Here is a 24,791-nt window from a genome sequence, read left to right as displayed (position 1 = left end):
AAGTAAAACAGGCTGATTTGTCAGGTGAATCCACATTAATCACTTAAATTAAGACAACGTTGTTCAGTTACTGACTTCCACAGCCGGAAATCTGACGCATAATAGTTGTTCTACGTAGCTAACGGGCCACTACGGCCAGGGATGAAAAATGAAACATTTACGCGTAGCGGCCTGCATGCTGATGCTGGCACTGGTCGGGTGCGATAATAATAACGAAAAATCACCGACGGCTGCGAAACCTGATGCGCCTGCGGCACAGACTGCGCCAGCAAAAGATAAAGCTCAATTACAAAAGCTGATGCAGCAAAGCCAGGGCAAGTCGCTGACGCTGCTGGATGCCTCAGAGGTCCAGCTCGACGGTGCGGCAACGCTCGTTTTGACCTTCTCCATTCCCCTCGATCCAGAACAAGATTTTTCCCGCGTCGTGCACGTTGTTGATAAAAAAAGCGGCAAAGTGGATGGTGCCTGGGAGCTGGCGCCAAATCTGAAAGAGCTGCGCTTACGCCATCTGGAACCTAACCGGGAACTGGTGGTGACCATTGAGCGTGATTTGCTGGCGCTGAATAAAGCGACGTTCGCTATTGATTATGAAAAAAACATTACCACCCGCGATGTACAGCCAAGCGTTGGGTTTGCCAGTCGCGGCTCGCTGTTGCCGGGAAAAGTAATTGAAGGCCTGCCGGTAATGGCCCTCAACGTTAACAGCGTGGATGTGAACTTCTTTCGTGTGAAGCCTGAATCGCTCGGCGCATTTGTCAGCCAGTGGGAATACCGCAATTCGTTGACGAACTGGGAATCTGACAATTTACTGAAAATGGCGGAACTGGTGTATACCGGACGCTTTGACCTCAATCCTGCGCGTAACACCCGTGAGAAGCTGCTGCTGCCGCTGAGCGATATCAAGCCGTTGCAGCAAGCAGGAGTTTACATCGCGGTGATGAATCAGGCTGGACAATACAACTACAGTAATGCCGCTACGCTGTTCACGCTCAGCGATATTGGTGTGTCTGCGCACCGTTACCATAATCAACTGGATGTCTTTACGCAGAGTCTGGAAAACGGCGCTGCGCAGCAGGGTATTGAGGTCACGTTACTCAACGAAAAAGGGCAGACGCTGGCGCAGGCTACCAGCGACGTGCAGGGTCATGTCAAACTGGAGACTGATAAAGACGCGGCTTTATTGCTGGCCCGCAAAGACGGGCAAACCACGCTGCTGGATCTGAAACTCCCGGCGTTGGATCTGGCTGAATTTGATATTGCCGGTGCACCGGGATACAGCAAACAGTTCTTTATGTTTGGTCCCCGTGACCTCTATCGTCCTGGCGAAACGGTGATCCTCAACGGATTACTGCGTGACAGCGACGGCAAAACGTTGCCCGACCAGCCGGTGAAGCTGGAAGTCGTGAAGCCCGACGGGCAAGTGTTACGTTCGGTGGTTAGCCAGCCGGAGAACGGTCTGTACCGTTTTAGCTGGCCGCTGGACACCAACGCGCCAACCGGTATGTGGCATATTCGTGCTAATACGGGCGACAACCAGTCACGTATGTGGGATTTCCACGTCGAAGATTTTATGCCTGAGCGGATGGCGCTCAATCTCTCCGCTAATAAGATTCCGGTGGCTCCGGCTGATGAAGTGAAGTTCTCGGTAGTGGGCTACTACCTGTACGGCGCGCCCGCTAACGGCAATGCTCTGCAAGGGCAGCTTTTCCTGCGCCCGCTGCGCGAAGCGGTGCAGGCATTGCCGGGGTTCCAGTTTGGTAATATTGCCGAAGAAAACCTGTCCCGCAGCCTCGATGAAGTTCAGCTTACGCTGGATGAACACGGTCGCGGCGAAGTGACCACTAACAGCCAATGGCAGGAGACGCATTCCCCGTTACAGGTGATCCTGCAAGCCAGCCTGCTGGAGTCAGGTGGCCGCCCGGTGACGCGTCGGGCTGAACAAGCCATCTGGCCTGCGGACATGCTGCCGGGTATTCGTCCGCAGTTTGCGGCAAAAGCCGTCTATGACTACCGCACTGATACCACTGTGAATCAGCCTATCGTTGATGAAAACAGCAACGCCGCTTTCGACATTGTTTATGCCGATGCGCAGGGCGAGAAAAAAGCGGTGTCCGGTTTGCAGGTGCGTTTGATCCGCGAGCGCCGGGATTATTACTGGAACTGGTCTGAAGGCGAGGGCTGGCAATCACAGTTCGATCAAAAGGATCTGGTTGAAGGTGAGCAGACTCTGGATCTTAAGGCCGATGAAACCGGTAAAGTCAGCTTCCCGGTTGAGTGGGGTGCCTATCGTCTGGAAGTGAAAGCCCCGAATGATGCGGTGAGCAGCGTACGCTTCTGGGCAGGTTATAGCTGGCAGGATAACAGCGACGGCAGTGGGGCTGTGCGTCCCGATCGCGTGACTCTGAAACTGGACAAACCCAGCTATCGTCCTGGCGATACCATGAAGCTGCACGTTGCCGCTCCTGCTGCTGGCAAAGGTTATGCGATGGTGGAATCCAGCGAAGGCCCGCTGTGGTGGAAAGAAATAGACGTACCGGCGGATGGTCTCGATATCTCCATCCCGATTGATAAAACCTGGAATCGCCACGATTTGTATCTCAGTGCACTGGTGGTTCGTCCTGGCGACAAGTCCCGTTCGGCCACGCCAAAACGGGCGGTTGGTTTACTGCATTTGCCGTTAGGTGATGAAAACCGTCGTCTGGCGCTGGCGCTGGAAAACCCGGCGAAAATACGTCCAAACCAGTCGTTGACCGTCAAGATTAAAGCCAGCGTCAAAAATGGCGACGTACCAAAACAGGTTAACGTGCTGGTCTCTGCCGTTGATAGCGGGGTGTTGAACATTACCGATTACGCCACGCCAGATCCGTGGCAGGCATTTTTCGGACAAAAACGCTATGGCGCGGATATTTATGATATTTACGGCCAGGTGATCGAAGGGCAAGGGCGGCTGGCGGCACTGCGTTTTGGTGGTGATGGCGATGAATTAAAACGCGGCGGTAAGCCACCGGTCAATCACGTCAATATCGTGGCGCAACAGGCGCTGCCGGTCACGCTCAACGAGCAGGGCGAAGGTACGGTGACGCTACCGATTGGTGATTTCAACGGCGAGCTACGGGTAATGGCACAGGCCTGGACGGCGGATGACTTTGGCAGCAGTGAAAGCAAGGTGATTGTTGCCGCGCCGGTAATTGCTGAACTGAATATGCCGCGTTTTCTGGCGGGAGGCGATACCTCGCGACTGACGCTGGACGTGACTAACCTGACTGACAAACCGCAAACACTGAATATTAAGCTCGCGGCCAGCGGTTTACTGGAGCTGATGGGACAAGATCCTGCTCCATTGAATCTGGCACCAGGCGTACGGACTACGTTGTTTATTCCGGTGCGTGCGCGGGAGGGGTTTGGCGATGGCGAAATTCAGGCAGAAATTAGCGGTCTGACTTTACCGGGTGAAACGCTGCCAGTTCAGCATAAACAGTGGAAGATTGGCGTGCGTCCGGCGTTCCCGGCGCAAACCGTTAATAACGGTGTCGCACTTCAACCGGGCGCAACCTGGCAGCTTCCGGGCGAAGAACTGACCAATTTCTCCCCTGCAACGATGCAGGGACAACTGCTGTTCAGCGGTAAGCCGCCGCTGAATCTGGCGCGTTATATCCGCGAACTGAAGGCTTACCCTTACGGCTGCCTGGAGCAAACGGCGAGCGGGTTGTTCCCATCCTTATACACCAATGCTGCGCAATTGAAGGCGTTAGGTATTGTGGGTGACAGCGATGAAAAACGCCGTGCTGCAGTCGATATTGGGATTTCTCGTTTAGTGCAGATGCAGCGTGATAACGGCGGTTTCGCGCTGTGGGATAAAAACGGGTCGGAAGAGTACTGGCTGACTGCGTATGTCATGGATTTCCTTGTTAGGGCAAATGAACAGGGCTACAGCGTCCCGGTAGAGGTCATTAACCGTGGCAACGAGCGGCTGCTGCGCTATTTGCAGGATCCTGGAATGTTGTCGATTCGCTATACCGACGACTCTTCAGCAAGCCGGTTTGCCGTACAAGCCTACGCCGCGTTGGTTCTGGCGCGTCAGCAAAAAGCCCCGCTCGGCGCATTGCGTGAAATCTGGGAGCGACGCGCTCAGGCGGCTTCTGGTTTACCGCTGTTGCAACTGGGGATCGCGCTGAAAAATATGGGCGATGCTAACCGCAGTGAACAGGCGTTGACGCTGGCGCTGAATACGCCGCGCCGCGATACGCAACAGTGGATGGCGGATTACGGCAGTGCGTTACGGGATAACGCGTTGATGATGGCCTTGCTCGAAGAGAACAAGCTCAAACCTGACGTGCAGAATACGCTGCTGAACACGTTGTCAGAACAGGCCTTTGGGCAGCGCTGGCTCTCGACTCAGGAAAATAATGCGTTGTTCCTTGCCGCCCGTACGTTACAGGACTTGCCAGGCACATGGCAGGCGCAAACGTCACTCTCGGAGCAACCGTTAGCCGGGGAGAAATCACAGACGCGTAATCTGGATGCCGATGCGCTGTCTACGCTGAGCGTCACCAATACCGGTAATCAACCGCTGTGGCTGCGTCTGGATGTGAGCGGTTATCCGCAAACCTCACCGACACCTGCCAGCAACGTTCTGCATATTGAGCGTCAAATCCTGGGGCTCGACGGAAACAGTAAATCACTGGATTCTCTGCGCAGCGGCGAGCTGGTGCTGGTCTGGCTGGAGGTGAAAGCCAGCCAGAACGTGCCGGATGCGCTGGTGGTTGACTTACTGCCAGCAGGACTGGAATTGGAAAACCAGAATCTGGCCAACGGCAGCGCCAGCCTGCAGGATAGCGGTAGCGAAGTGGCGAATCTGCTTAATCAGATGCAGCAGGCAGATATCCAGCACGTTGAGTTCCGTGACGATCGCTTTGTCGCTGCGGTGGCGGTCAATGAAGGACAACCGGTTACGCTGGTGTATCTGGCGCGAGCGGTAACGCCGGGGACCTACCAGGTTCCCGTCCCGCAGGTGGAATCAATGTATGTTCCGCAGTGGCGCGCGACCGGTGCGACAGAGGGACTTTTGATTGTCAGACCGTAAATGATGCGCGGGTTGGGTAAACGCGGCTGCTGGCTCTGGCTGGCAGCCGTTGCGCTATTGATTGTGGCGGCAGTTTGGGCGGCAGATAAAATCTGGCCGCTGCCCTTGCACGAAGTCGATCCGGCACGGGTCGTGGTGGCACATGATGGTACGCCACTCTGGCGCTTTGCCGATGCCGAAGGTATCTGGCGGTATCCGGTAACGATTGATGAGGTGTCGCCCCGCTACCTTGAGGCGTTAATTAACTATGAAGACCGCTGGTTCTGGAAGCATCCCGGCGTCAATCCGTTTTCAGTACTGCGCGCAGCATGGCAGGACCTCTCCTCTGGGCGTGTGGTTTCGGGCGGCAGTACGCTCACCATGCAGGTCGCACGATTACTCGATCCCCATCCGCGAACCTTCGGCGGCAAGTTTCGCCAGCTCTGGCGCGCATTGCAGCTGGAATGGCATCTCTCCAAACGCGACATCCTGACACTGTATCTCAACCGTGCGCCGTTTGGCGGTACGCTGCAGGGCGTCGGGGCGGCAAGCTGGGCCTATCTTGGTAAATCACCCGCGCATTTGAGTTACTCCGATGCCGCGCTACTGGCTGTTTTGCCACAGGCACCGAGTCGCCTGCGTCCGGATCGCTGGCCGGACCGTGCTGAAGCGGCGCGTAATAAAGTACTCGAACGTATGGCGAGCCAGGGTATTTGGCCTGCCAAACAGGTACAGGAGTCGCGTGAAGAGCCAGTCTGGCTGTCACCCCGGCAAATGCCGCAGTTAGCGCCGTTATTCTCGCGCATGATGCTGGGAAAAAGCCGGAGCGATAAAATCGTGACTACCCTTGAAGCCGGATTGCAGCGTCAACTGGAAGAGCTGGCGCAGAACTGGAAGGGGCGCTTACCTGCACGCAGTTCGCTGGCAATGATTGTGGTCGATCACACCGATATGAGTGTGCGTGGTTGGGTGGGGTCGGTAGATATGAATGACGACACCCGCTTTGGTCATGTGGATATGGTGAATGCGATCCGTTCGCCAGGCTCGGTGCTGAAGCCGTTTGTTTACGGTCTGGCGCTGGATGACGGACTCATTCATCCCGCTTCGTTGTTGCAGGATGTCCCGCGGCGAACCGGAGATTATCGACCGGGGAATTTTGACAGCGGTTTTCATGGCCCGGTGAGTATGAGCGAAGCGCTGGTAAGGTCGTTGAATTTACCTGCCGTGCAGGTGCTCGAAGCCTATGGTCCGAAGCGCTTTGCCGCATCGTTACGTAACGTCGGCTTACCGCTGTATCTGCCCGCAGGGGCTGCGCCGAATCTGTCGCTGATTTTAGGTGGCGCGGGGGCAAGGCTGGAAGATATGGCCGCAGCGTACAGCGCCTTTGCCCGTAAGGGAAAAGCGGGAAAACTGCGTCTGCAGCCGGGTGACCCACTGCTTGAACGTCCGTTGATGTCGGCGGGCGCGGCGTGGATTATTCGCCGTATCATGGCCGACGAAGCGCAACCGCTGCCGGATAACTCGCTGAGCAGAGTGGTTCCGCTGGCGTGGAAAACGGGCACCAGCTATGGCTATCGCGATGCCTGGGCGATTGGCGTTAACGCCCGTTATGTGATCGGTATCTGGACTGGCAGACCAGACGGAACGCCGGTGGTGGGCCAGTTTGGATTTGCCAGCGCCGTGCCGCTGCTCACTCAGGTCAACAATCTTTTGCTCTCTCGCGGGACAAATCAGCCGGAAGATCCACGTCCTGATTCCGTGAGTCGCGGCGTGGTGTGCTGGCCGGGCGGGCAATCCCTTGCCCCAGGAGACAGCAACTGCCGTCGCCGTCTGGCAACCTGGTTACTGGATGGCAGTCAGCCGCCAACGTTATTATTGCCCGAGCAGGAAGGGGTTAATGGCATTCGTTTTCCTGTCTGGCTGGATGATGAAGGCAAACGTGTGGCGGCGGATTGCCCGCAGGCGCACGAGCAAACATTAATCGTCTGGCCGTTGCCGCTGGAGCCATGGCTACCGGAATCAGAACGCCGTGGGGCGAGGTTACCGCCAGTTTCTGCCACGTGTCAGCCGCTGGGGCAAGACGCTTCGCAGCCATTGCAGTTGACAGGCATTCGTGATGGCGCGATTGTGAAGCGTTTACCCGGTTCTGCTCAAGCCTCATTGCCGGTGCAAACCAGTGGTGGGAGCGGTGAACGCTGGTGGTTTCTTAACGGTGAAAGGCTGGAAGAACGAGGACGTCGTCTTACGCTACGGCTGGCGACTAAAGGGGATTATCAACTGCTAGTGATGGATGACGCTGGTCAGGTAGCGACGGTGAGATTTTCGATGCAGTAGACCAGTTGGTGACTGTTTGTTGCTAAAATTCATCTTATTTTAAAGAAATGTTACCTTCATCAATAGTCAATTGCCGGGATGCTCTTTATAATCCGCGCCAGGTCGTACATCTATATAGACAACAACAGAACACATTACAGAGGTTATCATGGCTATTGAACGTACTTTTTCCATCATCAAACCAAACGCGGTGGCAAAAAACGTTATTGGGAGCATCTTTGCGCGCTTTGAAGCAGCAGGGTTCAAAATTGTCGGCACTAAAATGCTGCACCTGACCGTTGAGCAGGCACGTGGCTTCTATGCTGAGCACGATGGCAAACCGTTCTTTGACGGTCTGGTTGAATTCATGACCTCCGGTCCGATCGTTGTTTCTGTTCTGGAAAGCGAAAATGCCGTACAGCGTCATCGCGATCTGCTGGGCGCAACCAACCCGGCGAATGCGCTGGCCGGTACTCTGCGTGCAGACTATGCTGACAGCTTCACCGAGAACGGTACTCACGGTTCCGACTCCGTTGAGTCAGCGGCGCGCGAAATCGCCTATTTCTTTGGTGAAGGTGAGGTTTGCCCGCGCACTCGCTAATAAGCTCGTGGGGTAGGCCGGATAAGCATTTGCGCATCCGGCTCTGCTTTGCCTGATGGCGATGCTGATGCGTCTTATCAGGCCTACGATCTTCCTTTACATATTATTTTCGCTAATGCTTCGTGCAAACGTGGCATCCCTGCGCCAGACTTTGTACAATGCAACGCCCCGGAAGAGCAGATCGCTTGCCGGGGCGTTTCTTTTTAACCCTCCACGGGCCACAACGTGTAACAACGAGGCCGGAAAAAATTATGTCTGAATTAGTTAACACCTCTGAAGTCGTCATTCCTGCGGTTCCAAATAAAAATGGAAAAATTAACCTGCTGGATCTGAACCGTCAGCAAATGCGCGAATTCTTCAAAGAGATGGGCGAAAAACCGTTTCGTGCCGATCAGGTCATGAAGTGGATGTACCACTATTGCAGCGACAACTTTGATGACATGACTGACATCAACAAGGTGCTGCGTAACAAGCTGAAAGAAGTGGCTGAAATTCGCGCCCCGGAAGTGGTGGAAGAGCAGCGTTCTTCTGACGGTACGATCAAATGGGCTATCGCGGTTGGCGATCAGCGCGTTGAAACGGTGTATATCCCGGAAGACGATCGTGCGACCCTGTGTGTTTCTTCACAGGTCGGGTGCGCATTAGAGTGTAAATTCTGCTCTACGGCGCAACAGGGCTTTAACCGTAACCTACGGGTATCGGAGATCATTGGTCAGGTCTGGCGCGCGGCGAAGATCGTCGGTGCGGTGAAGGCTACGGGCGTGCGTCCTATTACCAACGTGGTGATGATGGGGATGGGCGAGCCGCTGCTCAACCTGACCAACGTGGTTCCGGCGATGGAAATCATGCTCGATGACTTCGGTTTTGGGCTGTCCAAGCGTCGCGTCACGCTCTCCACCTCAGGCGTTGTCCCTGCGCTGGATAAGCTGGGTGATATGATTGACGTCGCGCTGGCGATTTCTCTGCATGCGCCGAACGATGAAATTCGTGACGAAATTGTGCCTATCAACAAGAAGTACAATATCGAAACATTCCTTGGCGCGGTTCGTCGCTATCTGGAGAAATCCAACGCTAACCAGGGTCGTGTAACCATTGAGTATGTGATGTTAGATCACATCAATGATGGCACTGAACACGCGCATCAGCTGGCAGAACTGCTGAAAGATACGCCGTGTAAGATCAACCTGATCCCGTGGAACCCGTTCCCGGGCGCGCCGTATGGCCGTAGTTCTAACAGCCGTATCGATCGTTTCTCCAAAGTGTTGATGAGCTATGGTTTCACCACCATTGTGCGTAAAACACGTGGCGATGACATCGATGCAGCCTGTGGTCAGCTGGCGGGCGACGTTATCGACCGTACCAAGCGTACTCTGCGTAAGCGTATGCAGGGCGACGCTATCGAGATTAAGACCGTTTGATGTTGGCGCACTACGGTATAATTCCTGTACCGTAGTGCAACGTAAGCCATATGAGGTTTTTTGTTGTCGTCGTCAGGTCAATAATAACGGTGCGTTTTTGTCGACTTTAAGGCAGTATGTAACGGCGTAACAAGTGTTTAGCCCTCAGGTTTACGCCGTTTTGTCATTGAAAGTCTGACCGTTTTATACTGTCTGACGAAGGTTAACTGACCAGATGTTTCGCGGTGTGGGTGAGCATTGTGGCTCGCCGGCATCAGAACCCAAATTTACGCAGCTGTAGCGAATGAATACTGAAGCCACGCACGACAAAAATGAAACACTATCCACCGGCGTTCGTCTGCGCAATGCCCGTGAACAACTCGGATTCAGCCAGCAGGCAGTCGCGGAGCGACTTTGCCTGAAGGTCTCCACGGTACGCGATATTGAAGAGGATAAGGCGCCAGCCGATCTTGCTTCAACATTCCTGCGCGGGTATATCCGTTCTTATGCGCGTCTGGTGCATATTCCTGAAGAAGAACTGTTGCCAGGGCTGGAAAAACAGGCTCCGATTCGACCAGCTAAAGTCGCACCGATGCAGAGCTTCTCGCTCGGTAAACGTCGTAAGAAACGTGACGGCTGGTTAATGACCTTTACCTGGCTGGTACTGTTTGTCGTTGTCGGACTGACTGGTGCCTGGTGGTGGCAGAACCATAAAGCGCAGCAGGAAGAGATCACCACTATGGCCGATCAATCCTCTGCTGAGCTGAATGCCGGTAAAGAGGGTGCGCAGAACGTACCGTTAGATACCAGCGCAGCAGCAGGGCAGGATACCCCTCCGGCTCCTGACGATGGTGCGGTAGCGGACGCAGCGTCAACGCCAGACGTTGCTGCGACCCCGGCACCCGCCGCTGATGCGCAACAGAACGCCGTTGTTGCCCCATCTCAGGCTAACGTCGATACCGCAACCGCAGCGCCAACAGCGCCAGCTACAGCGGCTCCTCTGCCGACCGATCAGGCAGGTGTGACTACACCTGCAGCCGATCCTAACGCGCTGGTGATGAACTTTACCGCCGATTGCTGGCTGGAAGTAACCGATGCGACCGGTAAAAAACTGTTCAGCGGGATGCAGCGTAAAGACGGCAATCTAAACCTGACCGGTCAAGCGCCGTACAAACTGAAAATTGGCGCCCCGGCGGCAGTGCAGATTCAGTTCCAGGGTAAACCTGTCGATCTGAGTCGTTTTATCAGAACTAACCAGGTTGCGCGTCTGACCGTTAATGCCGAACAATCACCGGCTCAGTAACAGACGGCAATGCGGGAGATTTTTTAATGCATAACCAGGCTCCAATTCAACGTAGAAAATCGACACGCATTTACGTTGGGAACGTGCCGATCGGCGATGGTGCGCCCATCGCCGTACAGTCTATGACTAATACGCGTACCACGGATGTGGAAGCGACGGTTAATCAGATTAAAGCGCTGGAACGCGTAGGCGCAGACATTGTTCGTGTCTCTGTACCGACAATGGATGCCGCAGAAGCGTTCAAGCTTATCAAACAGCAGGTTAACGTCCCGCTGGTTGCCGATATTCACTTCGACTATCGTATCGCGCTGAAGGTAGCGGAATACGGTGTTGATTGCCTGCGTATTAACCCAGGTAATATCGGCAGTGAAGAGCGTATTCGCATGGTGGTGGATTGCGCTCGTGATAAAAATATTCCTATCCGTATCGGCGTCAACGCCGGATCGCTGGAAAAAGATCTGCAGGAAAAATACGGTGAACCGACGCCGCAGGCGCTGCTGGAATCCGCTATGCGCCATGTGGATCACCTCGATCGTCTGAACTTCGATCAATTCAAAGTCAGTGTTAAAGCGTCTGACGTTTTCCTCGCCGTAGAATCCTATCGCCTGCTGGCGAAACAGATCGATCAACCGCTGCATCTGGGGATCACCGAAGCCGGTGGCCTGCGTAGTGGTTCGGTGAAGTCCGCGATCGGCCTTGGCCTGCTGTTATCTGAAGGGATCGGCGATACGCTGCGTGTTTCTCTGGCAGCCGATCCGGTGGAAGAGATCAAAGTGGGTTTCGATATCCTGAAATCGCTGCGCATTCGCGCGCGCGGGATCAACTTCATCGCTTGCCCAACCTGTTCGCGTCAGGAGTTTGACGTTATTGGTACGGTTAACGCGCTGGAGCAACGCCTGGAAGATATCATTACGCCAATGGACGTTTCGATCATCGGTTGCGTGGTAAACGGTCCTGGTGAAGCGCTGGTTTCTACGCTGGGCGTGACGGGCGGTAACAAGAAAAGCGGCCTGTATGAAGACGGCGTGCGTAAGGACAGACTCGATAACGACGACATGATTACGCAGCTTGAAGCCCGCATCCGCGCTAAAGCGAGTATTCTGGACGAAGCGCGTCGTATCGACGTGCAGCAGCTTGAAAAATAACAACGTGATGGGAAGCGGCGTGCTTCCCGTGTATGATTGAACCCGCATGGCGCCCGCATTGTTCGGGTTAGCGCTGAGGGTTCATTTTTATATTCATAAAGAGAATAAACGTGGCAAAAAACATTCAAGCCATTCGCGGCATGAACGATTATCTGCCTGGCGAAACCGCCATCTGGCAGCGCATTGAAGGCACTCTCAAAAACGTGCTCGGTAGCTACGGTTACAGTGAAATCCGCTTGCCGATTGTAGAGCAGACCCCGTTATTCAAACGCGCGATCGGTGAAGTTACCGACGTGGTTGAAAAAGAGATGTATACCTTTGAGGACCGTAATGGCGACAGCCTGACGTTGCGTCCTGAAGGGACTGCGGGCTGCGTACGCGCCGGCATCGAACATGGTCTCCTGTACAATCAGGAACAGCGTCTGTGGTATATCGGGCCGATGTTCCGCCACGAACGTCCGCAGAAAGGACGCTATCGTCAATTCCATCAGTTGGGTGTCGAAGTATTTGGCCTGCAAGGCCCGGACATCGATGCGGAGCTGATTATGCTGACCGCTCGCTGGTGGCGCGCGCTGGGTATTTCTCAGCATGTTAGCCTTGAGCTGAACTCAATCGGTTCGCTTGAAGCCCGCGCTAACTACCGTGATGCGTTGGTCGCCTACCTGGAACTGCATAAAGAGAAACTGGACGAAGACTGCAAGCGTCGTATGTACACCAATCCGCTGCGCGTTCTCGACTCCAAAAACCCGGAAGTACAGGCGCTGCTCAACGACGCGCCTGCACTGGGCGACTATCTTGATGACGACTCTCGCGAGCACTTCGCGGGCTTGTGCAAACTGCTGGAATCCGCAGGCATTGCCTACACCGTCAATCAGCGTCTGGTTCGTGGTCTTGATTACTACAACCGCACCGTATTTGAGTGGGTCACCAGCAGCCTTGGCTCTCAGGGCACCGTGTGTGCCGGTGGTCGTTACGACGGTCTGGTAGAGCAACTTGGCGGTCGTGCAACGCCAGCCGTGGGCTTTGCTATGGGGCTGGAACGACTTGTTTTGTTAGTTCAGGCAGTTAATCCGGAATTTAACGCAGATCCTGTTGTCGATATATACCTGGTTGCTTCAGGGGCGGACACGCAGTCGGCGGCAATGACGCTTGCAGAACGTCTGCGCGATGAAGTTCCTGGTGTGAAACTGATGACAAACCACGGTGGCGGCAACTTTAAGAAACAGTTTGCCCGTGCCGATAAGTGGGGCGCCCGCGTTGCACTGGTACTGGGCGAGTCCGAAGTGGCTGACGGTACTGTTGTAGTGAAGGATTTGCGCTCTGGTGAGCAAACGGCAGTAGCGCAGGATAGCGTTGCCGCGCATTTGCGCACTTTACTGGGCTAAGGAGAAGGACAGCGTGGAAATTTACGAGAACGAACACGACCAGGTTGATGCGGTAAAACGCTTCTTTGCTGAAAACGGCAAGGCGCTGGCTGTTGGGATCATTTTAGGGGTTGGCGCGCTGGTTGGTTGGCGTTACTGGACCAGCCATCAGACGGAGTCCGCACGCTCTGCTTCTCTGGCATATCAAAATACGGTGACTGCGGTTAGCGCGGGTAAACCGGACAGCATTCCTGCCGCTGAGAAATTTGCTGCAGAGAATAAAAATACCTACGGCGCGCTAGCTTCACTGGAACTTGCGCAGCAGTTTGTTGACCAAAATGAACTTGAGAAAGCCGCAAGTCAGCTGCAACAGGGCTTGGCTGCGACCAGCGATGAAAATCTCAAAGCGGTGATTAACCTGCGTCTGGCTCGTGTTCAGGTTCAGCTTAAACAGGCTGATACCGCGCTGAAAACACTCGACACCATTAAAGGTGAAGGGTGGACGGCCATTGTTGCCGATCTGCGCGGTGAAGCGTTGCTGAGCAAAGGCGACAAACAAGGTGCGCGTAGCGCATGGGAAGCGGGTGTGAAAAGCGATGCCTCTCCTGCTCTGAGCGAAATGATGCAGATGAAAATCAATAATTTGTCCATCTGAGAGGGACCCGATGCAATTGCGTAAATTACTTCTGCCAGGGCTGCTTTCCGTTACCCTATTGAGCGGCTGTTCACTGTTTAGTGGCGAAGAAGATGTCGTTAAGATGTCCCCATTACCGGTGGTTGAAAACCAGTTTACTCCGTCTACGGAATGGAGCACCTCCGTAGGTAACGGTATTGGTGATTTCTATTCCAATCTTCACCCTGCGCTGGCGGATAACGTTGTCTATGCAGCCGATCGCGCTGGTGTAGTGAAAGCATTGAACGCAGGCGACGGTAAAGAAGTCTGGTCTGTGAATCTGGGAGAGAAAGACGGCTGGTTCTCCCGTGCATCTGCACAGCTTTCTGGCGGCGTAACCGTGTCCGGCGGACATGTTTACATTGGCAGCGAAAAAGCACAGGTTTATGCGTTGAATACCAGCGACGGTACCACCGCATGGCAGACGAAAGTCGCCGGTGAAGCGCTGTCTCGTCCTGTTGTGAGCGATGGCGTAGTTTTGATCCACACCAGCAACGGCCAGTTGCAGGCATTAAACGAAGCTGATGGCGCCATCAAATGGACCGTTAACCTCGACATGCCTTCCCTGTCTCTGCGTGGTGAATCCGCTCCGGCAACCGCCTTTGGCGCAGCTATTGTCGGCGGTGATAACGGTCGCGTGAGCGCCGTGCTGATGCAGCAAGGCCAGATGATTTGGCAGCAGCGTATCTCTCAGGCGACAGGCCCAACGGAAATCGATCGTCTGAGCGACGTTGATACCACGCCGGTTATCGTCAATGGCGTTGTTTACGCGCTGGCTTATAATGGTAACCTGACGGCGCTGGATCTGCGCAGCGGTCAGATTATGTGGAAACGCGAACTGGGCTCGGTGAATGATTTCATCGTCGACGGTAACCGTATCTACCTGGTTGACCAGAATGACCGCGTACTGGCGCTGACCACCGATGGCGGCGTGACGCTGTGGACGCAAAGCGATCTGCTGCACCGTCTGCTGACGTCCCCGGTATTGTATAATGGCAATCTGGTCGTCGGTGATAGCGAAGGCTACCTGCACTGGATTAACGTTGACGATGGTCGTTTTGTTGCCCAGCAGAAAGTCGACAGCTCAGGTTTCCTGACCGAGCCGGTCTCTGCTGATGGTAAACTGCTGATCCAGGCGAAAGACGGTACGCTGTACTCCATTACGCGTTAATCGTCCCGGCCGCTCGCTTTGAAAAACGGCTCCTGGTGCAGGGGCCGTTTTACTGTTTTTAACAACGGGGCAAAAAATGTGCCCGTTGTCTGATGATTTTTTAAATGAGGCTTTAAACATGGTACCTGTGGTCGCGCTTGTCGGGCGCCCTAACGTTGGCAAATCCACGTTATTTAACCGTCTAACTCGCACCCGAGATGCGCTGGTTGCGGATTTCCCGGGTCTGACTCGTGACCGTAAGTACGGTCGTGCGGAAATTGAAGGCCGTGAGTTTATCTGTATTGATACCGGCGGTATTGATGGCACCGAAGACGGTGTTGAAACCCGTATGGCGGAACAGTCGCTGTTGGCTATCGAAGAAGCAGACGTTGTGCTGTTCATGGTGGATGCGCGTGCTGGCCTGATGCCAGCGGATGAAGCTATTGCTAAACATCTGCGTTCGCGCCAGAAACCGACGTTCCTGGTCGCCAACAAAACTGACGGACTCGATCCTGACCAGGCGGTTGTTGATTTCTACTCATTGGGTCTGGGTGAAATTCATCCGATCGCGGCGTCCCATGGTCGTGGCGTTCTCAGCCTGCTGGAGCATGTTCTACTGCCGTGGATGGATGACGTTGCTCCTCAGGAAGAAGTGGATGAAGACGCAGAATACTGGGCGCAGCTTGAAGCCAAAGAAAACGGCGAAGAAGAGCCTGAGGACGATTTCAACCCGCAGGATTTGCCGATTAAACTGGCAATCGTCGGCCGTCCGAACGTAGGTAAGTCCACGCTTACTAACCGTATTCTCGGCGAAGACCGCGTGGTGGTTTACGACATGCCGGGAACCACGCGTGACAGTATTTATATTCCGATGCAGCGCGATGAACGCGAATATGTGCTCATCGATACCGCGGGCGTGCGTAAGCGCGGCAAAATTACCGAAGCGGTAGAAAAATTCTCAGTAATCAAAACGCTGCAGGCAATTGAAGATGCTAACGTGGTGATGCTGGTGATTGACGCGCGTGAAGGGATTTCCGATCAGGACCTGTCGCTGCTGGGCTTTATCCTCAATAGTGGGCGCTCACTTGTTATCGTAGTCAACAAGTGGGATGGCCTGACGCAGGAAGTAAAAGAGCAGGTCAAAGAGACGCTGGACTTCCGTCTGGGCTTTATTGATTTTGCGCGCGTACACTTTATCTCTGCGCTGCACGGTAGCGGCGTGGGTAATCTGTTTGAATCGGTCCGTGAAGCATACGATAGCTCCACACGTCGAGTGAGCACCGCGATGCTGACGCGCATCATGACCATGGCAGTAGAAGATCATCAGCCGCCGCTGGTGCGTGGTCGTCGTGTGAAGCTGAAATATGCCCATGCCGGTGGTTATAACCCGCCAATCGTGGTGATTCACGGCAACCAGGTCAAAGACCTGCCGGATTCCTACAAGCGCTATCTGATGAACTATTTCCGCAAGTCTTTGGACGTGATGGGGACGCCGATCCGTATTCAGTTCAAAGAAGGGGAAAACCCGTTTGCGAATAAACGTAATACACTGACGCCGACCCAGATGCGTAAACGTAAACGTTTGATTAAGCACATTAAAAAAAGCAAATAATCGTTGCTGATGTTGATAAAAACCCGCGCTTGTCGCGGGTTTTTTTTCGATATTCCATCGCCAGCCTCAGCCCGTGCGATGTCAATCACTATTCGTTTTTTGCCAAGTTTAAATCTAAGAAAGTAGACATTTGTCGAGTTTTCATCTTAAAGTCCGGGGGCTGGTACTAGACAAAACTAGCCTTAGGTTATCAAATGGTTAAATAACTTTTCGCCGCATGTAAAAAATCGGTCAGATACGTAACTGGCTGGCGTACATCGCGGTGTTTACACGCACGACGACATAACTTTCGGGAGAATTATGCAATCCTCTGTTAATCAAAAAGAAAGCCGAACTTTCTTCGGTCATCCTTACCCGCTCGGCTCGCTGTTCTTCACAGAGATGTGGGAGCGCTTCTCGTTTTACGGCATTCGCCCGTTACTGATCCTGTTTATGGCTGCTACCGTTTATGACGGCGGCATGGGGCTGGCGCGTGAAAATGCCTCGGCGATTGTGGGTATCTTTGCCGGTACGATGTATCTCGCCGCGCTGCCTGGTGGCTGGCTGGCGGATAACTGGCTCGGCCAACAGAAAGCGGTGTGGTACGGTTCCATTTTGATTGCGCTCGGTCACTTGTCGATCGCGCTCTCGGCCATTATGGGGAACAACCTGTTCTTTATCGGCCTGATGTTTATCGTGCTCGGTTCCGGTCTGTTTAAAACCTGTATCTCAGTGATGGTTGGCACGCTGTATAAAAAAGGCGATGCGCGTCGCGACGGCGGTTTCTCGCTGTTCTATATGGGCATCAATATGGGATCGTTTATCGCGCCGCTGATCTCCGGCTGGCTGATTAAATCCCACGGTTGGCACTGGGGCTTTGGCATCGGTGGTATCGGGATGCTGGTGGCGTTGATCATCTTCCGCGTGTTTGCCGTTCCATCGATGAAACGTTATGACAGCGAAGTGGGTCTGGACTCAACCTGGAACAGCCCGGTAGTGAAACGTAACGGTGTGGGCGCGTGGCTGCTGGCGCTGGCCGTCGGCGTAGCTGTTATCGTTACGCTGATTGCGCAGGGCGTGATTGTGATAAATCCGGTCGCGGTTGCCAGTATGCTGGTGTATGTGATTGCCGCCTCCGTCGCGCTTTATTTTATCTACCTGTTTGTCTTTGCTGGTCTGAACCGCAAAGAGCGCGCCAGACTGCTGGTCTGCTTTATCCTGCTGGTTTCCGCCGCGTTCTTCTGGTCTGCGTTTGAGCAGAAGCCAACCTCGTTCAACCTGTTCGCTAACGACTACACTAACCGTATGATCGGCGATTTTGAAATCCCGGCGGTCTGGTTCCAGTCGATAAACGCACTGTTTATCATTCTGCTGGCACCGGTATTCAGCTGGGCGTGGCCGAAACTGGCGAGCATGAACATTCGCCCGAGCAGCATCACCAAGTTCGTTATCGGTATTCTCTGTGCCGCTGCAGGCTTTGGTCTGATGATGCTGGCAGCGCAAAACGTTCTCAGTAACGGTGGCGCAGGCGTCTCCCCATTCTGGCTGGTGGGCAGTATCCTGATGCTGACGCTTGGTGAGTTGTGCCTGAGCCCGATCGGTCTGGCGACCATGACGCTGCTGGCTCCGGAAAGAATGCGCGGGCAGATGATGGGCCTGTGGTTCTGCGCCAGTGCGCTGGGTAACCTGGCCGCAGGTCTGATTGGTGGTCATGTGAAGGCCGACCAACTGGATATGCTGCCGGATCTCTTCGCTCGTTGCTCGATTGCATTGCTTATCTGCGCCGCGGTACTGATCGTCCTCATTGTGCCGATCCGTCGCATGCTGGAGAATACGCAAACTAAACCGGCTACTAGCGCCTGATAACACCTCGATTGTGCCGGGGCAGACGTGATGTCCCGGCCAATTCATTTACGAGGTGAGAACATGCTGTTAGGGTTTGTTGGGCTTGGCGCAGTCGTTGAAACGGCATACTTGCCCGCATTGCGTAAACTTTACGGTGATTCCCTGTGCTGTGTGGGATTTGACGTGCAACCCGCAAAACAGCCCGCTGGTGTGACACGCTGTGCATCGCTCGCTGAACTTCTTGCAACACCGCTTGATACCCTGTTTATCACCACCGCTTCTCTGCATCATCTCGATGTGCTTGAACAGGCGCTGGCCGCTCCCATCGCACGAATCGTGGTTGAAAAACCGATTGTTGCCACGCTTTCCCAAATTAAAAAACTGAAAACGCTGCTGGAGCAACCCGACGCTGCCGATCGTGTGCTGGCGCTCGACCACTGGATGGCGCGTAATGGCGCAATGCAGCTGGCATTGGGAAAACTCGGTGCGCAGTGGCAGGGCGATAACCCACAACAGGCACTTGTCTCTCACTTTTCAGACGTTGTTAAAATCGACGGTTTTTTGCAGGAGCCGAGCGGATATAACGCTACAGGAGAGCCGATCGCGCTCAACTTTGCCACTGGTGAGCCAGATACGCGTGAGCTTCGCCACCCGGACGGTGTGATTCTGGACATTGGCACACACGTACTGGCCATGCTGCGTGAAACAGTGCGTTACCTGGGCGGTAATGACAGCATGACCCTGCAGGTGAAGAGCGCTAAAGACCGTCTGGGACGTAACATCATCCAGGGGGACCTGACCACGGCTGAAGGAGAGGCGCATCTGCAAGGACTGATTAGCGGTGTACCGTTGGATATCTGGCTGAATAAATACGCGGGGCCTGCTGGCGGACAAAAAGGTCTGCGCCTTTATCTGCGTGATGGGCGTATCATCAGCTACGACCGACGGGGTGCCGACGATGTGCTCGAATTGATTGACGGTGATGTTGTGCAACGCTGGTGTCTGCCTGGTACTATTTATGCCCATTGTCTGGCGGAACATATTCTGGGGACGCAAAGTCTGTTTGAACGCAGCCCGCAGGAGGTGAGCCGCACGACGCAGCGCAGGCTGGATGAGGTAGAACGATTACTGATCCTACAGCAACAGTTGCGTGGTTCACACTAAGCGTATCATGGTAAAATTAGCGCAGAATTGAACGCCATTTAAAGGAGTCACCATGTCGATGACCTGCCCGGATTGTCATGCAGAACTGGAACCACAAAACGGTGTGGCACACTGTGAAAACTGTAAAAAAGATATTCCGTTAGAAGCGCGCTGCCCGGAGTGCAATCAGCCACTCCAGGTGTTAAAAGCCTGCGGTGCGGTGGATTACTTCTGTCAGAATGGCCATGGTCTGATCTCGAAGAAACGTGTGGAATTTGTGCCGGTTTAATCTGGCTTTTTCTTACGCGTTTTCTTTGCCGTCGTTACGCCTTTCACTTCGCTCTCTACCCAGCCGTCTGACAGGCGGGTAGTGAGCACATCACCGGTTTTTACCTGTTTGGTCTGCTTCAGCACTTTGCCGTCGGTCGCGGTAGTGACGCTATAGCCGCGAGCGAGCGTCGAGAGAGGACTCACCGCTTCAAGGTGCGTCACCACATTACCGAAGCGTTCTCGCTGTGCGCTTAAACGCGCGCGGATAATTTCTGCCAGACGGTACTCCAGTTGCTGAATACGGGTTTGCGCCCGATAAATTCGCGGCTGTGGGTTTTGCTGGCTCAGGCGTTGGCTTACGCGCTGTTGGCGCTGATTGGCCTGCTTAATCTTATTCTCAAGAGCGAAATTCATCCGCTGACGCAGCCGCTCCAGCACGGTCTGCTGACGGGCCAGACGCAGTTGCGGATGTTGCTGTTGCAAACGGTGATGAAGCTGGGTAAAGCGACGAGTACGGTTGGCGATGTAGTAGTCCATCGCCATCTCCAGACGCTGCTGGCCATGCTGAATTTGACGCAGCAGTTCCAGTTGATTGCGGCTAACAATTTCCGCCGCTGCTGATGGCGTAGGCGCCCGTAAATCTGCAATAAAATCGGCAATAGTGACATCTGTTTCGTGGCCGACGGCGCTTACTACCGGAATGCGGCTGGCAAAGATTGCCCGTGCTACGCGTTCGTCGTTAAAACTCCACAAATCTTCCAGAGAACCGCCGCCGCGCCCGACGATAAGCACATCGCACTCGCCCCGCGCGTTCGCCAGCTCAATGGCGCGAACGATCTGTCCTGGCGCATCGTCGCCCTGGACCGCGGTCGGGTAGATAATAACGGGCAGGGATGGGTCACGGCGCTTCAGCACGTGGAGAATGTCGTGCAGTGCAGCCCCGGTTTTCGAGGTAATGACCCCAACGCAGTGAGCCGGAGAGGGTAGTGATTTTTTGAACTGCTGATCGAATAGCCCTTCAGCCTGCAGTTTGGCTTTGAGTTGCTCATATTTTTGCTGCAACAAGCCTTCACCAGCTGGCTGCATGCTCTCAACAATTATCTGATAGTCGCCACGCGGTTCGTACAACGTAATGTTGGCGCGTACCAGGACCTGCTGACCGTGCTGCGGGCGGAACGTTACCCGTCGATTGCTGTTGCGAAACATCGCGCAGCGTACCTGGGCGGTGTCATCTTTGAGCGTGAAATACCAGTGACCGGAGGACGGCTGAGTGAAATTCGAGATTTCACCGCTGATCCAAACTTGTCCCATTTCCTGCTCAAGCAGCAAACGAACCGTCTGATTTAGGCGGCTTACGGTAAAAATTGAGGTGGTCTGAGAGGATAACATGTGAGCGGGATCAAATTCTAAATCAGCAAGTTATTCAGTCGAAAGTAACATGCTCACAGAGGAGCGCAAGGTTTTTTTGCAAAAAAGTGTGGATGCAATCGGTTACGCTCTGTATAATGCCGCGGCAATATTTAATAACCTCCCAGGTGAGATATTGCCCATGCTACGTATCGCAAAAGAAGCCCTGACGTTTGACGACGTCCTCCTCGTTCCCGCTCATTCTACCGTTCTGCCGAATACTGCTGACCTCAGCACCCAGTTGACGAAAACCATTCGCCTGAACATTCCTATGCTCTCCGCAGCAATGGACACCGTGACGGAAGCGCGCCTGGCAATTGCCCTGGCCCAGGAAGGCGGCATCGGTTTTATCCACAAAAACATGTCCATCGAGCGCCAGGCTGAAGAAGTTCGCCGCGTGAAGAAACACGAATCTGGCGTGGTAACTGACCCACAGACCGTACTGCCAACCACTACTCTGCGCGAAGTGAAAGAACTGACCGAGCGTAACGGCTTTGCTGGCTACCCGGTAGTGACTGAAGATAACGAACTGGTCGGCATCATCACCGGCCGTGACGTGCGTTTTGTGACTGACCTGAACCAGCCGGTTAGCGTATATATGACGCCAAAAGAGCGTCTGGTGACCGTTCGTGAAGGCGAAGCGCGCGATGTCGTTTTTGCCAAAATGCACGAAAAACGCGTTGAGAAAGCGCTGGTTGTTGATGACAGCTTCCACCTGCTCGGCATGATCACCGTAAAAGATTTCCAGAAAGCAGAACGTAAACCTAACGCCTGTAAAGACGAGCATGGTCGTCTGCGCGTTGGTGCAGCGGTAGGTGCTGGCGCAGGTAACGAAGAGCGTGTAGACGCGCTGGTTGCCGCTGGCGTAGACGTTCTGCTGATTGACTCCTCTCACGGCCACTCTGAAGGCGTTCTGCAGCGTATCCGTGAAACTCGCGCTAAATATCCTGACCTGCAGATCATCGGCGGTAACGTTGCTACGGGCGCAGGTGCTCGCGCGCTTGCTGAAGCTGGCTGCAGCGCAGTTAAAGTGGGTATCGGCCCTGGCTCCATCTGTACTACCCGTATCGTGACCGGCGTCGGTGTTCCGCAGATCACTGCCGTTTCTGATGCCGTTGAAGCGCTGGAAGGCACCGGTATTCCGGTTATCGCCGACGGCGGTATTCGTTTCTCCGGCGACATCGCTAAAGCGATTGCTGCTGGTGCTGCCGCAGTGATGGTTGGCTCCATGCTGGCGGGTACTGAAGAATCCCCGGGCGAAATCGAACTGTACCAGGGCCGTTCTTACAAATCTTACCGCGGTATGGGTTCTCTGGGCGCGATGTCCAAAGGGTCTTCTGACCGTTACTTCCAGAGCGATAACGCTGCTGACAAACTGGTCCCGGAAGGTATCGAAGGTCGCGTTGCCTATAAAGGTCGCCTGAAAGAGATCATTCACCAGCAGATGGGCGGCCTGCGCTCCTGTATGGGTCTGACCGGCTGTGGTACTATCGACGCGCTGCGAACGAAAGCAGAGTTTGTACGCATCAGCGGTGCGGGTATTCAGGAAAGTCACGTTCACGATGTGACCATCACCAAAGAGTCCCCTAACTACCGCATGGGCTCCTGATAAGTTTCCGCGCCCGGCTATATGCCGGGCGAATTTGTTTCACTTGCCTCGGAATTAGCGTCAATGACAGACAATATTCATAAACATCGCATTCTCATCCTCGATTTCGGCTCGCAGTACACTCAGCTGGTTGCACGTCGCGTACGTGAACTGGGCGTCTACTGTGAACTGTGGGCATGGGATGTTACGGAAGCACAAATTCGCGAATTCAACCCAAGCGGTATCATTCTTTCCGGTGGTCCGGAAAGTACCACCGAAGAAAACAGCCCGCGTGCGCCGGAATACGTTTTCAATGCGGGCGTGCCGGTGTTCGGCGTGTGCTACGGCATGCAGACCATGGCAATGCAGCTCGGTGGCCATGTTGAAGGTTCTAACGAACGTGAATTCGGCTATGCGCAGGTTGAAGTTCAGACCGACAGCGCGCTTATCCGCGGTATTGAAGACTCCCTGACCGCAGACGGCAAACCGCTGCTGGACGTGTGGATGAGCCACGGCGACAAAGTGACCGCCATTCCGGAAGGTTTCGTGACCGTTGCCAGCACCGACAGCTGCCCGTTCGCTATCATGGCGCACGAAGAAAAACGCTTCTACGGCGTGCAGTTCCACCCGGAAGTTACCCACACCCGTCAGGGCATGCGCATGCTGGAGCGTTTTGTGCGCGACATCTGCCAGTGTGAAGCGCTGTGGACGCCGGCAAAAATTATCGATGACGCCGTTGCCCGCATTCGTGAGCAGGTTGGCAATGATAAAGTTATCCTCGGTCTGTCCGGCGGCGTTGACTCCTCCGTGACCGCGATGCTGCTGCACCGTGCAATCGGCAAAAACCTGACCTGCGTGTTCGTCGACAACGGTCTGCTGCGTCTCAACGAAGCTCAGCAGGTGATGGATATGTTCGGCGACCACTTTGGCCTGAACATCGTTCACGTGGAAGGCGAAAAGCGTTTCCTGGACGCGCTGAAAGGCGAGAACGACCCAGAAGCTAAACGTAAAATCATTGGCCGCGTATTCGTGGAAGTATTCGATGAAGAAGCGCTGAAGCTGGAAGACGTTAAGTGGCTGGCGCAGGGCACCATCTACCCGGACGTGATCGAATCCGCGGCATCTGCCACCGGCAAAGCGCACGTTATCAAATCTCACCACAACGTGGGCGGTTTGCCGAAAGAGATGAAGATGGGTCTGGTTGAACCGCTGCGTGAGCTGTTCAAAGACGAAGTGCGTAAGATTGGTCTGGAGCTGGGCCTGCCGTACGACATGCTGTACCGTCACCCGTTCCCGGGACCGGGTCTGGGCGTGCGTGTGCTTGGCGAAGTGAAGAAAGAGTACTGCGACCTGCTGCGTCGCGCGGATGCTATCTTCATTGAAGAGCTGCACAAAGCTGACCTGTACAACAAGGTAAGCCAGGCGTTCACCGTGTTCCTGCCGGTACGTTCCGTTGGCGTGATGGGCGATGGTCGCAAGTACGACTGGGTTGTTTCCCTGCGTGCGGTTGAAACCATCGACTTTATGACCGCGCACTGGGCACACCTGCCGTATGACTTCTTAGGCCGCGTATCCAACCGCATTATCAACGAAGTGAACGGTATTTCCCGCGTGGTGTATGACATCAGCGGTAAGCCACCGGCTACCATTGAGTGGGAGTAGGACTGGCTATAAATAGTAATTAAGCTTTTTCAACTAACTTTAATGCCAGTCAGTTTTCTGACTGGCATTTTTTATTGGTTTTTCATTGAGTGTATGACTTCTATTTCTAAGGCCGTAACTCTATAACATCGGCTATGGCCTAAAGATAAAAGCCATTACCAACAAAATGGCGGTATTCCAAAACAGTCTAGCCGGAAGTGCTTACAAGGGTATGATGAGATCGATCAAATCGACAAATGAGATACTGGCCGTTGTGAGCGTCCGGCAACCGTAGCCG

The 24,791-nt window shown here is 54.3% G+C and carries 16 protein-coding genes; 15 read left to right on the top strand and 1 reads right to left on the bottom strand.

Annotation, left to right across the window (positions count from 1 at the left end; genetic code table 11):
- The first annotated feature begins 148 nt into the window (after nt 1-148).
- From OGX96_RS09875 to OGX96_RS09815, 13 genes are all read left to right on the top strand, one after another.
- Nucleotides 149-5,083, top strand: coding sequence for an alpha-2-macroglobulin family protein (locus tag OGX96_RS09875; RefSeq protein ID WP_286582889.1), 4,935 nt, complete (start codon nt 149-151; stop codon nt 5,081-5,083).
- Nucleotides 5,084-7,396, top strand: a complete 2,313-nt coding sequence (gene pbpC / locus OGX96_RS09870; RefSeq protein ID WP_286582887.1) for a peptidoglycan glycosyltransferase PbpC — start codon at nt 5,084-5,086, stop codon at nt 7,394-7,396.
- A 148-nt stretch (nt 7,397-7,544) separates the two neighbouring features.
- Entirely contained in the window at nt 7,545-7,976 is a 432-nt protein-coding gene (gene ndk, locus OGX96_RS09865; protein ID WP_003037710.1) for a nucleoside-diphosphate kinase, read from the top strand.
- A gap of 251 nt (nt 7,977-8,227) precedes the next feature.
- The gene (gene rlmN, locus OGX96_RS09860) at nt 8,228-9,394 is read left to right on the top strand and encodes a dual-specificity RNA methyltransferase RlmN (protein WP_008785455.1); all 1,167 of its coding nucleotides are present in this window, start codon (nt 8,228-8,230) and stop codon (nt 9,392-9,394) included.
- Between the two features lie 283 nt (nt 9,395-9,677).
- Nucleotides 9,678-10,676: a cytoskeleton protein RodZ gene (gene rodZ, locus OGX96_RS09855; protein ID WP_286582883.1), complete on the top strand. Its 999-nt coding sequence runs from the start codon at nt 9,678-9,680 to the stop codon at nt 10,674-10,676.
- Nucleotides 10,677-10,702: 26 nt separating this feature from the next.
- Nucleotides 10,703-11,821, top strand: coding sequence for a flavodoxin-dependent (E)-4-hydroxy-3-methylbut-2-enyl-diphosphate synthase (gene ispG, locus OGX96_RS09850; RefSeq protein ID WP_003037720.1), 1,119 nt, complete (start codon nt 10,703-10,705; stop codon nt 11,819-11,821).
- 110 nt (nt 11,822-11,931) lie between these two features.
- Nucleotides 11,932-13,206, top strand: a complete 1,275-nt coding sequence (gene hisS / locus OGX96_RS09845) for a histidine--tRNA ligase (protein WP_003835173.1) — start codon at nt 11,932-11,934, stop codon at nt 13,204-13,206.
- A gap of 13 nt (nt 13,207-13,219) precedes the next feature.
- Nucleotides 13,220-13,840, top strand: coding sequence for a YfgM family protein (locus tag OGX96_RS09840; RefSeq protein ID WP_003835172.1), 621 nt, complete (start codon nt 13,220-13,222; stop codon nt 13,838-13,840).
- Nucleotides 13,841-13,850: 10 nt separating this feature from the next.
- Nucleotides 13,851-15,029, top strand: a complete 1,179-nt coding sequence (bamB, locus tag OGX96_RS09835) for an outer membrane protein assembly factor BamB (protein ID WP_008785453.1) — start codon at nt 13,851-13,853, stop codon at nt 15,027-15,029.
- Between the two features lie 118 nt (nt 15,030-15,147).
- Nucleotides 15,148-16,620, top strand: coding sequence for a ribosome biogenesis GTPase Der (der, locus tag OGX96_RS09830; protein WP_286582881.1), 1,473 nt, complete (start codon nt 15,148-15,150; stop codon nt 16,618-16,620).
- A 300-nt stretch (nt 16,621-16,920) separates the two neighbouring features.
- Nucleotides 16,921-18,462, top strand: a complete 1,542-nt coding sequence (locus tag OGX96_RS09825; protein ID WP_003835166.1) for a peptide MFS transporter — start codon at nt 16,921-16,923, stop codon at nt 18,460-18,462.
- A 63-nt stretch (nt 18,463-18,525) separates the two neighbouring features.
- Nucleotides 18,526-19,608 (top strand): Gfo/Idh/MocA family oxidoreductase, encoded by a 1,083-nt coding sequence (locus OGX96_RS09820; RefSeq protein WP_198802841.1) that lies wholly within the window; start codon nt 18,526-18,528, stop codon nt 19,606-19,608.
- 52 nt (nt 19,609-19,660) lie between these two features.
- The gene (locus OGX96_RS09815) at nt 19,661-19,876 is read left to right on the top strand and encodes a zinc ribbon domain-containing protein (protein WP_198802801.1); all 216 of its coding nucleotides are present in this window, start codon (nt 19,661-19,663) and stop codon (nt 19,874-19,876) included.
- On the opposite strand, the gene xseA is transcribed toward OGX96_RS09815, so the two are convergent.
- Entirely contained in the window at nt 19,873-21,246 is a 1,374-nt protein-coding gene (xseA, locus tag OGX96_RS09810; RefSeq protein ID WP_198802799.1) for an exodeoxyribonuclease VII large subunit, read from the bottom strand. The two genes, OGX96_RS09815 and xseA, sit on opposite strands and share 4 nt — an antisense overlap.
- Before the next feature lie 160 nt (nt 21,247-21,406).
- Between xseA and guaB the strand changes: the two genes are divergently transcribed.
- Both guaB and guaA read left to right on the top strand, forming a co-directional pair.
- Nucleotides 21,407-22,873, top strand: coding sequence for an IMP dehydrogenase (guaB, locus tag OGX96_RS09805; protein ID WP_003037756.1), 1,467 nt, complete (start codon nt 21,407-21,409; stop codon nt 22,871-22,873).
- 63 nt (nt 22,874-22,936) lie between these two features.
- Nucleotides 22,937-24,514, top strand: coding sequence for a glutamine-hydrolyzing GMP synthase (gene guaA / locus OGX96_RS09800; RefSeq protein WP_198802797.1), 1,578 nt, complete (start codon nt 22,937-22,939; stop codon nt 24,512-24,514).
- The last annotated feature ends 277 nt before the right edge of the window (nt 24,515-24,791 follow it).

Origin of the sequence: Citrobacter sp. Cpo100 (assembly GCF_030332595.1) — a bacterium.
Lineage (GTDB): Bacteria > Pseudomonadota > Gammaproteobacteria > Enterobacterales > Enterobacteriaceae > Citrobacter > Citrobacter portucalensis.
Note: the sequence above shows the minus strand (reverse complement) of the source record. Positions and strands in the feature narration are given on the sequence as shown.

What these genes read in the sequence shown, in the direction of transcription:
- OGX96_RS09875 (WP_286582889.1), top strand. Translation starts at nt 149, where the DNA reads ATGAAACATTTACGCGTAGCGGCCTGCATGCTGATGCTGGCACTGGTC.
- pbpC (WP_286582887.1), top strand. Translation starts at nt 5,084, where the DNA reads ATGATGCGCGGGTTGGGTAAACGCGGCTGCTGGCTCTGGCTGGCAGCC.
- ndk (WP_003037710.1), top strand. Translation starts at nt 7,545, where the DNA reads ATGGCTATTGAACGTACTTTTTCCATCATCAAACCAAACGCGGTGGCA.
- rlmN (WP_008785455.1), top strand. Translation starts at nt 8,228, where the DNA reads ATGTCTGAATTAGTTAACACCTCTGAAGTCGTCATTCCTGCGGTTCCA.
- rodZ (WP_286582883.1), top strand. Translation starts at nt 9,678, where the DNA reads ATGAATACTGAAGCCACGCACGACAAAAATGAAACACTATCCACCGGC.
- ispG (WP_003037720.1), top strand. Translation starts at nt 10,703, where the DNA reads ATGCATAACCAGGCTCCAATTCAACGTAGAAAATCGACACGCATTTAC.
- bamB (WP_008785453.1), top strand. Translation starts at nt 13,851, where the DNA reads ATGCAATTGCGTAAATTACTTCTGCCAGGGCTGCTTTCCGTTACCCTA.
- der (WP_286582881.1), top strand. Translation starts at nt 15,148, where the DNA reads ATGGTACCTGTGGTCGCGCTTGTCGGGCGCCCTAACGTTGGCAAATCC.
- OGX96_RS09825 (WP_003835166.1), top strand. Translation starts at nt 16,921, where the DNA reads ATGCAATCCTCTGTTAATCAAAAAGAAAGCCGAACTTTCTTCGGTCAT.
- OGX96_RS09820 (WP_198802841.1), top strand. Translation starts at nt 18,526, where the DNA reads ATGCTGTTAGGGTTTGTTGGGCTTGGCGCAGTCGTTGAAACGGCATAC.
- OGX96_RS09815 (WP_198802801.1), top strand. Translation starts at nt 19,661, where the DNA reads ATGTCGATGACCTGCCCGGATTGTCATGCAGAACTGGAACCACAAAAC.
- xseA (WP_198802799.1), bottom strand. Translation starts at nt 21,246, where the DNA reads ATGTTATCCTCTCAGACCACCTCAATTTTTACCGTAAGCCGCCTAAAT.
- guaB (WP_003037756.1), top strand. Translation starts at nt 21,407, where the DNA reads ATGCTACGTATCGCAAAAGAAGCCCTGACGTTTGACGACGTCCTCCTC.
- guaA (WP_198802797.1), top strand. Translation starts at nt 22,937, where the DNA reads ATGACAGACAATATTCATAAACATCGCATTCTCATCCTCGATTTCGGC.